The sequence below is a fragment of the uncultured Algibacter sp. genome (assembly GCF_905480415.1).
Classification (GTDB): Bacteria; Bacteroidota; Bacteroidia; order Flavobacteriales; family Flavobacteriaceae; genus Algibacter_B.
The window spans coordinates 36722-50354 of record NZ_CAJQQI010000028.1 but is presented as its reverse complement, the minus strand read 5'-3'; the positions used below and the strand labels follow the sequence as shown (position 1 = coordinate 50354).

The window sequence follows — 13633 nt, the reverse complement described above, 5'->3', positions numbered from 1 at the left end:
TAGAAATGAAACCAATTGCTTATGCTTTGGCAAAATCGGCAGTGATGGATGCTACAAGAACAACTTCAGGGTCAGATGTTGATTTTGATGTATTGGCAGTAAAAATAGCACAACAAGACAATTAAATAAAAAACACAACATGATTATAGATTCACATATCAAAGGTTCTGATCTAAATGAATCGCTAAAGAATTTTTGGGATTTGGCTAAAACGAAGGTTGAAATCCTAAACAAAAAATACGATGCCTCACAAGGCGCTCCTGTATTTACCATAAATGGAGAATATACAACGAGAGGTTGGACAGAATGGACTCAAGGATTTCAATTTGGAATTCCCTTGCTAATTGCTGAGGCTACTGGAGATAAAGACATGCTAGCACTTGGAAAAGAAAAAACGGTTTCTAATATGGCACATCATTTGAGTCATTTTGGGGTGCACGATCACGGATTTAATAATTTAAGCACTTACGGTAATTTATTGCGTATGTCCAATCAGAATATTTTGGAGGCAAGTAAAGAAGAAAAAGACTTTTATAAATTGGCTATTTCTATGTCAGGTTCTATCCAATCAAAACGATGGACAGATGTAAAAGATGGGGGATTTATATATTCTTTTAATGGACCTCATTCGTTGTTTATAGACACCATTAGAACCACAAGAATATTGTTGGCTGCTCATAAACTCGGACATCGATTGTTAGATGAAAACGACAAACAAATAGATTTACTTCAAAGAGCAGTAATCCATGGAATGACGACGGCAAAATATGCCGTTTTTTATGGCGAAGGAAGAGATACCTATGATACTTGGGGACGCGTAGCACACGAATCCATTTTTAATACGAATGATGGAAATTACCGTTGTCCGAATTCTCAACAAGGCTTTTCAGGATTTACTACTTGGACCAGAGGACTGGCTTGGGCGATGGTCGGATTCCCCGAATTTTTAGAATATCTAAATGAAGATTCAGTAGATTATGAAGGCATAGAAGAAGTAAAAGCTAGTTTCTTAAAAGCGGCGAAAGCTACCTGTGATTTTTATATTGAAAATACGTCATCAGATGGTATTCCTTATTGGGATACGGGTGCACCTAATCTGCATCATTTAGGAAAATACCAAGATAGAAAAGCTGAAATACACAATGATTTTGAACCAATTGATAGTTCTGCAGCAGCCATAGGAGCACAAGGCTTATTACGACTTTCAAATTTGTTAAAAGAAAGTGACCCAACAGCAGCTAAAAAATACGAGCAAGCAGGATTCACAACATTACGGACTTTATTAACCAATGCTTATCTTGCCGTAGAACCAGCGCATCAGGGAATTCTAAAACATTCAGTATACCATTGGCCAAATGGTTGGGATCATATTCCAGAAGGTCAAAAAGTACCCGCCAATGAATCAAGTATGTGGGGAGATTATCATATGGTAGAACTATGTTTTTTAGCGCATAAAATGAACCAAGAAAGTTATTATACATTTTTTGATCATCTCTATTAATGAAATTTGAAGACTATTTATAATGAAAACTATTTTTTACAATCTTTTCGTTTTGTCTGTTTTGGTTCTTTGTTTAAACAAAGGATGTACACTACTCTTTAATCTATATATGATGTTTGTGTCCATAAAAGGTTTGGTTGCATTTGCTTTGGAGTAATAATTATAATTGAAAATAAAAATTTAAGAGACTGTGAAAACGATTGTAAACCAAAACTTAAAAAACAATAAAATGAATAAACAAATATGGACGTTCTTAATATGTATAGTACTCCTATTTTCTAACAAATTGGTCGCACAAAAATTAATTAGTTGTGATTCTGATATTGACAGCGTCATAGCAGAAGTGAAAAAAGATAAAACCACGCAATCAAATTTCAGAGAACATCATTTGATGCTTTATATGTGGCTTGGCGCATTGCAACAACAAGGAGCAAATACGGTTTCGTTTTACGATATTGATAAGAAATACTATCAATTAGAACGTGTGGTTAATAAATCTAAATCGTTTTTTGAAATGAAAACGGGGCACGAAAAATCAAAATCTATTGCTGATGATAAACAAAGTAAAGAATATATAGAAGCGATGGTTAAAATGTGTGCAACCGTTGATGAAGGTTTTGAACACATGGAAAAAATTCAGAAAGAATTAACCGATAACGGACCAATTTTCAATCCTTTTGAAGGAGAAACTAAAGTAACAGGTGGTGATATGTCAGCCGATTGGCCCATGTTTCAGGCCAACAAACACAATAATGGAGCGACCACTGCGCCAGGACCAAGTTATGGACGCGAAAAATGGAAATTCCCAGTTGGTTTGGGTTGGTATGCCCGACCGGTAATTGAAGGTGACCGTGTTTATGTGGCGTCACCAGGTATGAGAGCAACCTCTTTTTGTTTGGATTTAAAAACAGGAAAGGAGATTTGGAAATCATCACAAGAGCATCCTTTGTTTGGTATTTATAAATACCCTGGAATAGCCTCAACCCCCTTATTGATAAACAATCAGGTTGTTCTTAGGGAAATCAATTCACACGGCGGAAACGAAGGTCAAGCACGTAACCTCGTATATTTAAATAAAGAAACTGGAAAAACGGAAGCACGTCGTTATGCGGGTCATGTAGATTACCGAACCCGTTATGCCGCCGTAACTGGTAATGAAGAGTATGTGGTGTATCCTTTCGGAGTTCATGATATTTATGGTACTCCGGCGATCTGTCAACCACTAAACAGGTTAATATGCGCCGATTCTCAAAATAAGAAGAAATTTTGGGATTTTAATGTGGGCAATATTGATGCTTTGGCAGAACCTGTTATTTCTGGCGATAAGGTGTTTCAAGGAACTATGGAAGGGTATGTGTATGCACTAAATCTAAAAGGAGTTCGGGTTGCATGGAATTTTAAAACCAAAGGATCTGTTAATACAGCTGTAGCCATTGAAGATGGCAAAGTCTTTTTTGGCGCAAACGGAGGAAGTGTGTATTGTTTAAAAGAAGCTGATGGAGAATTACAATGGGAGTTTAAAGTGCCGAACCCTGAAAAAGGCGCACGTAAACATTTCACGGTGCCCGTTATAAAAAATAACAAAATCTATGTTGGATCTGCCGAAAAGAATTTTTATTGTTTGGATGCCACTACCGGAAAATTACTATGGAAAGTTAAAACCGACGATTGGATTCGTTCAAGCCCGATTGTTAACGATAATGACATTTATTTTGCAACTATTAGTGGTCAGTTATACAATGTAAACCACAAAGGAAAAGTGAAGTGGACAAAAAAAATAAGCACGCATGCTATCTATGCCGATTTAGTTAGCAATGGCGAAGAACTATTAATTACTGACAGTAATCTTATGATGTATTGTTTAGGAAATAAAGGTAAAATGCTATGGGAAAAAAGCATTCTATGTGGATTTGAAAATGAGCAAGGCGAACGTATTTTTACAGATCAATTGTCTGGGGGTACATTTTATCAAAGTAAACCAACAGCGGCAGATGGTAAACTTGTATTTGGAACACCAAGTGGTTTTCTATATTCTGTAGATGCAGATACGGGAAAAGAAAACTGGAAGTTTGAAATGGGAGGCGCTATTTCGGTAGGAGCTGCCATTGCAGATGGAAAAGTATATGCTGGTCAACAAGGTGGAGAACGTTTTTTCTATTGTTTAGATGCCGAAACAGGTGAATTGGTCTGGAAACAAACAATCCCCGGAGGCTGGGTTTGGGGTTCTGCCGCCGTAGATGACGGATTGGTTTATATTCCAACGGTTAACGGCTATGCGGTTTGTTTAGATGCTAAAACGGGTCATATTGTTTGGATGTACCCAACCATAAAATCGGTACCTGCAGAACCCGCTATAGATGGTGACTTAGTTTATTTTGGTTCATGGAGTGGATCTTTATATGCTTTCGATAAGAAAACAGGAGAAATTATTTGGAAAAATAATGGGATTCATCTCGATTCTGGGACTTTAATAGCCAAAGACGGAAAGATATATTTACCAAGTAGCAAGAATATTTTTAGTTATTTTGATGGCAAAACGGGAAAACTTTTGAATAGGGGAAACACAAATGATGAAGAAAAAGGCGTGCATTCTGGCTTTAATGCGAGTCCCGCTTTTACCGATGGTGTTGCTTTTTTTACAGCGCGCGTTGGAGCTGGATTACGTGGTATTCCTGTATCGAGTAGAGTGTATAGCGTAGACCCCGTAACAGCTGCAGTGAATTGGACCTTTCCAGATGGTGGAGGTTTGTCTGCCCCTGCTTTGGCTAGTGGACGTGTTTATATCGCCTCAGGAAATACGCCTTTCTTTTACTGTTTAGATCAAAAAACAGGAAAACCACATTGGATTTTTAAATTGGGACATCGTGTAGAAGAATCTACTTTATGTATCTATAGAGATAAAGTATATGTATTAGCCGCTGATGGGTATGTACATGCTATTGAATAGAAAATTTGGAAAAATAAAAATGCAAAGGATGAGTTTTTAAAAATTATGAATCTTAAAAAAAGTCAAATAATTATATTCACCTTGGGTGTTTACTTTATGATTGGCTTGTGTAAAGCACAGCCAATTGAACAAGATGAAACCTTTATCAGTTGTCATCATTCAGAATTGGATACACTTATTAATCTGGTTGATATTCTTGCGAAAGTTCAAGAATTGGTTGGAGGAGAAGTACTTCTCCCGCACAAAAAGCCGACTTATATGAGTTGGCTTTTTTATTTGTACTATTTATCATTCGATAAATGGCCTTTATAGAGAGATGTTAACAGGTGTTATTAAATTATTTTGGCATTTCTTAATCCCTAACAACTTAAAGATTATATATTTGCAAAAAATGTATTTTTTGGAAGATTTTTATTCTACTAAATATCACGTTTTAAAGCCATTAAATATAAATCACAATTAAAAAAATGAACAAACAAATTGATCAACAAGCAGCAGATAATATTAGAGCATTAGCTGTAGCTATGGTAGAAAAAGCAAAATCGGGTCACCCAGGTGGTCCTATGGGAGGTGCAGATTTTATGCACATTCTGTATTCAGAATTTTTTAATTATGATCCTTCAGATATGACTTGGGCATTTAGAGATCGTTTCTACATGGATGCGGGTCATTTATCTACTTTAATGTATGCTCAGTACTATCTTTTAGGGAACTATGCTAAAGATGATTTAGCAAACTTCAGACAATGGGGCTCCATTACACCAGGTCATCCAGAGGTTGATGTTGCTAGAGGAATAGAAAACACATCTGGTCCATTGGGACAAGGTCATACTATGGGTGTTGGAGCGGCAATTGCGGCTAAGTTTTTACAAGCAAGATTTGGAGATTGGATGAATCATAAAGTATATGGTTTTATTTCAGATGGAGGTATTCAAGAGGAAATCTCTCAAGGTGCTGGTAGAATTGCAGGTCATTTAGGATTAAGTAACTTTATTATGTTCTTTGATTCTAATGATATACAATTATCTACATCTACCGATGAGGTAACTAGTGAAAATACGGCTATGAAGTATGAAGCGTGGGGCTGGAAAGTAGTTACCATTGATGCACATAATCATGATGAAATCAGACAAGCTTTAACTGATGCTAATAATGAAACTGAAAGACCAACTCTTATTATAGGTAAAACCATAATGGGTAAAGGTTGCGTTACTGCAGATGGTAGCATGTTTGAAGGGTATTGTGAATTGCACGGTCAGCCTATTGGAGCTACAGGAGCAGATTACGAAAAAACATTATTGAATTTAGGTGCGAGTGTTGAAAATCCTTTTGATATTTATGGAGAAGTAAGTGATTTCTATACAGACTTATTAAAAAAGAAAACATCCCAAGCTGCAGAAAAGAAATCTGAAATTAATACTTGGAAAAAAAATAATAAAGTACTTGCAGATAAATTAGATTTCTTCTTATCAGGCGAACTTCCGGATTTAGATTTTGAATCGATCGAACATAAAACTGGTTTAGCCACCAGAGTTGCCTCATCTAATGTTTTAGGATATTTAGCTGAAAATGTAGAAAATATGATTGTGTCTTCTGCCGATTTATCTAATAGTGATAAAACGGATGGGTTCTTAAAGAAATCATCGGCATTACAAAAAGGAGATTTTAGTGGATCGTTTTTACAAGCGGGAGTTGCAGAATTAACAATGGCTTGTATTGCTAATGGTATTGCTTTACACGGCGGAATTATACCTGTAGTAGCAACATTCTTTGTGTTTTCAGATTACATGAAACCGGCCATTCGCTTGAGTGGTATTCAAGAATTAGGTGTGAAATATGTTTGGACACATGATGCCTTTAGAGTAGGTGAAGATGGACCAACTCACCAGCCAATTGAGCAAGAAGCACAAATAAGATTATTAGAGAAGCTTAAAAACCATAGCGGTAAAAATAGTTTCTTGGCAATGCGTCCAGCAGATTCAGCAGAAACGAGTGTAGCTTGGAAAATGGCTTTAGAAAATACAAATACACCATCAGGATTAATTTTATCAAGACAAGGTATCAAAGATATTCCTGCACAAGGTGAGTCAAGATATCAAGAAGCTTTAGCAGCTGAAAAAGGTGGGTATTTAGTTAAAGAAGTAGAGAATCCAGATATTGTTTTAATTGCTAATGGATCAGAAGTTTCAACTTTAGTTGAAGCGGCTAAATTGCTTGAAGAAAAAGAAGGGTTAAAAGTAAATATTGCTTCCATTATTTCAGAAGGCGTATTTAGACAACAATCTAAAGCATATCAAGAAAGTGTTATTCCTAAGAATAAACCTTTATATGGTTTAACAGCAGGATTACCTGTTAATTTAGAAGGTCTTGTTGGAGATAACGGTAAAGTTTTTGGAGTTGACCATTTTGGGTACTCAGCACCAGCAAGCGTATTAGATGAAAAATTTGGTTTTACTGGAGAACAAGTGAGCCAAAATGTAATGGAATATTTAAATACAAACGTTTTAATAAAATAAGCATGACAAGATTTTCAATATGAATTGAAATGATTACATGCAAATTATATTCGACAGATAAATAACAATAAAAACAAACAAATGAAATTTTTTATAGATACAGCAAACCTTGATGATATTGCAGAAGCACAAGCTTTAGGTGTTTTAGATGGTGTAACAACAAATCCATCTTTAATGGCTAAAGAAGGTATTACGGGTGAAGCCAATATTATTGGGCATTACAAGAAAATCTGTGATTTAGTTGAAGGAGATGTTAGTGCAGAAGTGATTTCAACAGATTTTGAAGGAATGGTTAGAGAAGGTGAAGCACTTGCTGCTTTAAACCCTCAGATTGTTGTGAAATTACCAATAATTGCTGATGGTATTAAAGCCTGTAAATACTTTTCAGATAAAGGAATTAAGACTAACGTAACCTTGGTTTTTTCTGCTGGACAAGCTCTTTTAGCAGCTAAAGCAGGAGCAACTTATGTGTCACCATTTATTGGGAGATTAGATGATATCTCAACAGATGGTTTAAACCTAATTGCTGAAATAAGACAGATTTATGATAATTACGGTTTTGAAACTCAAATTTTAGCGGCATCAGTGCGCCATACGATGCACGTAATAGATTGTGCTAAATTAGGTAGCGATGTTATGACTGGGCCGTTATCATCAATAAAAGGCTTATTAAAACATCCTTTAACTGATATTGGTTTAGCTAAATTTTTAGAAGACTATAAAAAAGGGAATAGCTAGAATACTGTTGTCTTTTAAAAAGTAAAAAGCTTCTCATGTTCCAAATAGGAATTGAGAAGCTTTTTTGATTAAAAAAACTAAACTAAATCTTTATGAAGTCCTCCATTTTTTAGGTTATATATTAAATACATATAATTTAAAAACAAGCTTTTTACTGTGGTTAACATTAACAGATTTCACTTTCTTAATTTTAAGCTTGAAACTCAGATGAGTATAAAACGTTTCGGTTTTAACAGAAATATCGATTTACTAAAACGTTTTCGTTAAAAAAAATGAGTGTTTTTTATCAAATCTTTAAAAAGTGTAATACACGGATTGTAAATTTAGGGAGTAAAACAACTATTTTAAAGAAAGCTAAAGAAGTTTTTGATTTAAATTGTTAACACAGTATTGACTTTAATTATCTGATAAATTTGGGATAATTAACTTTTTTAAAAGTAATCCCTCAAATTATTAGCGGCTTAATTGGTAGGGCACTTGTGAAACATGCTTATGGAAATCATACAATATATTGCTTAATAATGAGTGGAATTAGTTTTTTTAATTGTGGCGTCTTTAGTCTATAAAGTAAAAGATGTTCACGATGTAATTCAATCATAATAAATGAAGAAAATAGGAGTCATATTCGATTTAGATGGTGTTATTGTAGACACTGCTAAATATCATTTTTTAGCATGGAAAGACCTTGCAGATCATTTAGGTTTTGAGTTTACCGAAGCGCATAATGAACTTCTGAAAGGTGTTAGTCGTGTAAGGTCTTTAGAGATTCTTTTAGATATTGGGAAAGTGGAAATTTCCGATGAAAAGAAACAAGAATATCTTATCAGTAAGAATAGCCATTATCTTGAATATATCAACAAAATGGGGTCTGAAGAAATTCTGCCAGGAGTAAATGAACTTTTAGATACTTTGGACAATTTGGGTATTAAATACGTTTTAGGTTCTGCCAGTAAGAACGCGCCATTAATTTTAAAACAGGTTAACCTTTTTGAAAGATTTGCTGGTATTGTAGATGGGAACAGTGTTTCTAAAGCTAAGCCAGATCCAGAAGTCTTTTTAATTGGAGCAAAAAAATTGAATTTACAACCAGAACATTGTGTTGTTTTTGAAGATGCTATTGCAGGTGTTGAAGCTGCAAATAAAGCAAATATGATATCAATCGGAGTTGGAGATGAAAAAATACTTCATGAAGCCGATTTTAATTTTGAGAATTTAACTGAAATTTCTGACGATTTTGTCAAAGGATTGGTAAAAAGAACAAAAGCGATAGAGCATAGATAATAAATAGTATTTATGCTTTTAAAAAAAAAATAATAATCGAGAAATGGAGTTATTAAATAGTAAAGTCTAACAGCTAAGCGATATAATGTCTATTATCTATCATCATAAATAAAATGAACCAGGATTATATAAAACCAGATAATTGGTCCATCATCGAAGAAGGTTTTGATGCGAGTCGTGTAAAATCTTCAGAGAGTTTATTTAGTATTGGTAACGGTGCGATGGGGCAACGTGCCAATTTTGAAGAACACTATTCAGGTGAAACGTTTCAAGGAAGCTATATTGCTGGGGTTTACTACCCTGATAAGACACGTGTAGGGTGGTGGAAAAATGGCTATCCAGAATATTTTGCTAAAGTATTAAATGCGCCAAACTGGATTGGGATTAACGTTATAGTTGATGGTGAGCCATTGGATTTAAACACTTGTAAATCTGTTGATAGTTTCAAGCGCGAACTCAATATGAAAGAAGGCTGGTTGTCTAGATATTTTATAGCAACTTTGTCAAATGATGTTCAGGTTGAGGTATCTGTAAAACGGTTTTTAAGCTTAGATTTAGATGAAGTTGGAACTATTAAATATGAAATAAAACCAGTAAATAAAGATGCTGAAATAATATTTCAACCGTATTTAGATTCTGGTATTACAAATGAAGACACCAATTGGGATGATAAGTTTTGGGATACAACCGATGTAAGTCATGTAAATAATCAAGCTTTTATTGAAGCTAAAACGATGAAAACAGATTTCTGTACCTGTACATTCATGGAGTCGAAAGTTTTTGTTTCGGATAAGCCCATAATGGTTGAGCCGGGGATAAAAGCTGATTCAAATTATATGTCATTTAGTTATGCATACCCAGTAAAAAAAGGAGATACGTATTATATTCAAAAATTTGGAGGATATACAGTAGATAGAAATCATGACAAATCGAAATTAATTGAAAGGGCAAAAGAAGTTCTAAAAACTGCAACTAAAAAAGGGTTTAATCAATTGCTTGAAGAGCAAAAACAAGCTTGGGCAACTATTTGGGAAATGGCTGATATTACTATTGAAGGTGATATAAAAGCACAACAAGGAATTCGATTTAATATTTTCCAATTAAACCAAACTTATTTAGGTAAAGATTCAAGATTAAATATTGGGCCTAAAGGGTTCACGGGTGAGAAATATGGAGGAAGTACCTACTGGGATACTGAAGCTTATTGCATTCCTTTTTATATGGCGACTAAAGACCAAAAGGTAGCCAGAGCACTTTTAGAGTACCGTTATAATCATTTAGAAAAAGCCATTGAAAATGCTCAAAAATTAGGGTTTACTGACGGTGCAGCTTTATATCCTATGGTCACTATGAATGGTGAGGAATGTCACAATGAATGGGAAATTACTTTTGAAGAAATTCATAGAAATGGAGCCATAGCATTCGCTATTTACAACTATTACCGCTATACAGGAGATTACAGTTATATTCCAGAAAAAGGACTAGAAGTTTTAATTGGAATTGCTCGTTTTTGGCAACAGCGTGCCACATTTTCCAAAGACAAAAACCAGTATGTTATTCTTGGTGTAACTGGGCCAAATGAATATGAGAATAACGTAAATAATAATTGGTACACGAACTATTTAGCAAAATGGTGTATTGATTATACGCTTGAGCAAATTGAAAAAATTGAAAACGAATATGCTTCAGACTTTTCAAGAATTACCAAAAAAGTAAAAGTATCTAAGAAAGAATTAGCATTATGGAAAGCGGTTGCAGATAACATGTATTTTCCATATTCAGAAGAGCATCAAGTATATTTACAACAAGATGGGTTTTTGGATAAAGAGTTGATTACCGTTGAAGATTTACCAAAAACACAGAGGCCTATCAATCAAAAATGGAGTTGGGATAGAATCCTGCGTTCACCATATATAAAACAAGCCGATGTTTTACAAGGCTTCTACTTTTTTGAAGACCAATTTTCTACTGAAGTATTAGAACGTCATTTTAATTTTTATGAACCATTTACAGTTCATGAAAGTTCATTATCACCTTGTGTTCATAGTATTCAAGCAACTAAATTAGATAGAATGGAGCAAGCGTATACCTTCTATTTGCGTACTTCTAGATTAGATTTAGATGATTACAATAATGAAGTACATGAAGGTTTGCATATTACCTCTATGGCGGGAACCTGGATGAGTATTGTTGAAGGTTTTGGTGGTATGAGAATTAAAGGTAATAGGCTATCATTTACTCCAAAAATTCCTAACCAATGGAAAGGCTATTCATTTAAAGTAAACTTTAGAAACCATATTATAAAGGTTAAAGTTACTCAAGAGCAGACACATTTTGAAATACTAAGTGGTGATGATCTTGAAATTCTTGTGAATAACAAACCATTGTCGTTAGAAAATAAAGTATTAAAAGCTGAAAGCTAATTAAGGTTCTGAATCAATTATAGTGCTAAAATAAATAAGATGAAATTTCTATATATATTAAGTTTTACTGTATTATTATCAGTTTTCAATCTTGCTAATTCACAAGAATTGAAATCACCTAATAGTGAATTAACTATGACATTTTCTTTAGAAAATGATGGTACACCTACTTATGAATTATCCTATAAAAATAAAGATGTTATAAAGCCAAGTCATTTAGGGTTGGAGCTAAAAGATGATAAAAAATCATTATTGAATGACTTTGCGATTCTTAAAACTGAGAATTCAACTTTTGATGATACTTGGACACCAGTTTGGGGAGAGGAAAAAGAAATACGAAATCATTATAATGAATTAGCGGTTAGCCTAAAACAAAACAAAACCAATAGAATTGTTATTATCCGTTTTAGATTATTTAATGAAGGTTTAGGTTTTCGTTATGAGTTTCCGCAACAAGAGAATTTGATTTATTTCGTAATCAAAGAAGAGAGGTCCCAATTTGCTATGACAGGAGATCATACTGCATTTTGGATACCGGGAGATTATGATTCTCAAGAATATGATTATACGGAATCTAAATTATCTGAAATACGAGAAAAATTTGATAAATCTGTCACTGATAATGCATCGCAAGAACAATTTTCTAAAACAGGTGTGCAAACTGCTTTAATGATGAAAACTACTGATGGGTTATATATCAATCTTCACGAAGCGGCGTTAATTAATTACTCGTGTATGCATCTCAATTTAGATGAAGAAAGCATGATTTTTGAATCATGGTTAACTCCAGATGTAAATGGTGATAAAGGATATATGCAAGCACCATCTAATACACCTTGGAGAACCATTATGGTAAGTGATGATGCACGAGATATTTTGACTTCAAAAATGACATTAAACCTGAATGACCCATGCAAAATAGAAGATACGTCTTGGATAAAGCCAGTTAAATATATTGGTGTTTGGTGGGAAATGATTACCGGTAAAAGTTCTTGGTCTTATACCGATGAATTACCTGCAATTCAATTAGGTGTAACAGACTATTCTACTGTGAAACCTAACCAGACTCATGCAGCAAACAATACGAAAGTAAAACGTTATATCGATTTTGCTTCAGAACATGGTTTTGATGGCGTTTTGGTAGAAGGTTGGAACGAAGGTTGGGAAGATTGGTTTGGAAAATCTAAAGACTATGTTTTTGATTTTGTAACACCATATCCAGATTTTGATGTTGAAGAAATTCATAAGTATGCAAAGTCAAAAGGTGTTAAAATGATTATGCATCACGAAACATCTGGATCGACAAGAAATTATGAGCGCCACATGGATACCGCTTATCAATTTATGAAAGATAACGGTTACGATGCTGTGAAGAGCGGTTACGTTGGTAATATTATGCCTCGCGGGGAACACCATTATAGCCAATGGATTATAAATCATTATCAATATGCTTTAGAAAAAGCAGCGGATTATGAAGTCATGGTAAATGCGCATGAGGCCGTAAGACCAACAGGTATTTGTCGGACATACCCTAATTTAATTGGAAATGAATCTGCAAGAGGAACTGAATTTCAGGCTTTTGGTGGTTCAAAATCTAATCATGTCACTATTTTGCCATTTACACGTTTAATTGGTGGGCCGATGGATTATACCCCTGGAATTTTTGAAATGGATATCAGTAAACTTAATCCTAATAATAATTCTCATGTAAATAGCACCATTGCAAATCAATTGGCATTGTATGTGACGATGTACAGTCCGTTGCAAATGGCAGCAGATTTACCAGAACATTATGAGCAATTTATGGACGCCTTTCAATTTATAAAAGATGTAGCAATAGATTGGGATGAAAGTTTATATTTGGAGGCGGAACCTGGCCATTATATTACAGTGGCGCGAAAAGAAAAAGCGAGTAACAATTGGTTTATTGGTAACGTAAACGGAAATAATTCTAGAACCTCGAATATCAAATTGAATTTCCTTGAAAAAGGAAAAACATACATGGCTACTATTTATGCCGATGCTAAGGATGCACATTACAAAACCAACCCGCAAGCCTATACTATTAAGATAAAAAAGGTAACGAGTAAATCAAAATTATCTCAGTTATCTGTTCCTGGAGGTGGTTATGCGATAAGTATTAAGGAAGTTAATTGAAATTTTCATGAATTCAAATATATCATGTGTCACGTTTTGAACCTATAAATTGGTGGTAGGTTTTACTTAA

The 13633-nt window shown here is 34.3% G+C and carries 8 protein-coding genes; all 8 read left to right on the top strand.

Annotated features, from left to right (window positions below):
• The first annotated feature begins 139 nt into the window (after window positions 1-139).
• The 8 genes from QZ260_RS02755 to QZ260_RS02720 all read left to right on the top strand — a co-directional run bounded on the left by QZ260_RS02755 (window position 140) and on the right by QZ260_RS02720 (window position 13563).
• Window positions 140-1501 (top strand): glycoside hydrolase family 88 protein, encoded by a 1362-nt coding sequence (locus QZ260_RS02755; RefSeq protein ID WP_295982463.1) that lies wholly within the window; start codon window positions 140-142, stop codon window positions 1499-1501.
• 229 nt (window positions 1502-1730) lie between these two features.
• Window positions 1731-4448 carry a PQQ-binding-like beta-propeller repeat protein gene (locus QZ260_RS02750; RefSeq protein WP_295982461.1) on the top strand — a complete coding sequence of 906 codons (2718 nt, stop codon included), beginning with the start codon at window positions 1731-1733 and terminating at the stop codon, window positions 4446-4448.
• 45 nt (window positions 4449-4493) lie between these two features.
• A complete protein-coding gene (locus tag QZ260_RS02745) occupies window positions 4494-4760 on the top strand; it encodes a hypothetical protein (protein WP_295982460.1) in 267 nt (88 codons plus the stop codon).
• A gap of 155 nt (window positions 4761-4915) precedes the next feature.
• Window positions 4916-6964, top strand: a complete 2049-nt coding sequence (locus QZ260_RS02740; protein ID WP_295982459.1) for a transketolase — start codon at window positions 4916-4918, stop codon at window positions 6962-6964.
• A gap of 81 nt (window positions 6965-7045) precedes the next feature.
• Entirely contained in the window at window positions 7046-7702 is a 657-nt protein-coding gene (fsa, locus tag QZ260_RS02735) for a fructose-6-phosphate aldolase (RefSeq protein WP_271757028.1), read from the top strand.
• Window positions 7703-8305: 603 nt separating this feature from the next.
• Window positions 8306-8983 (top strand): beta-phosphoglucomutase, encoded by a 678-nt coding sequence (gene pgmB / locus QZ260_RS02730; protein WP_295982455.1) that lies wholly within the window; start codon window positions 8306-8308, stop codon window positions 8981-8983.
• A 113-nt stretch (window positions 8984-9096) separates the two neighbouring features.
• Window positions 9097-11406 (top strand): glycoside hydrolase family 65 protein, encoded by a 2310-nt coding sequence (locus QZ260_RS02725; protein WP_295982451.1) that lies wholly within the window; start codon window positions 9097-9099, stop codon window positions 11404-11406.
• Between the two features lie 39 nt (window positions 11407-11445).
• On the top strand, window positions 11446-13563 hold the full coding sequence (locus QZ260_RS02720; protein ID WP_295982449.1) for a glycoside hydrolase family 97 protein: 2118 nt from the start codon (window positions 11446-11448) through the stop codon (window positions 13561-13563).
• Window positions 13564-13633: the final 70 nt, after the last annotated feature.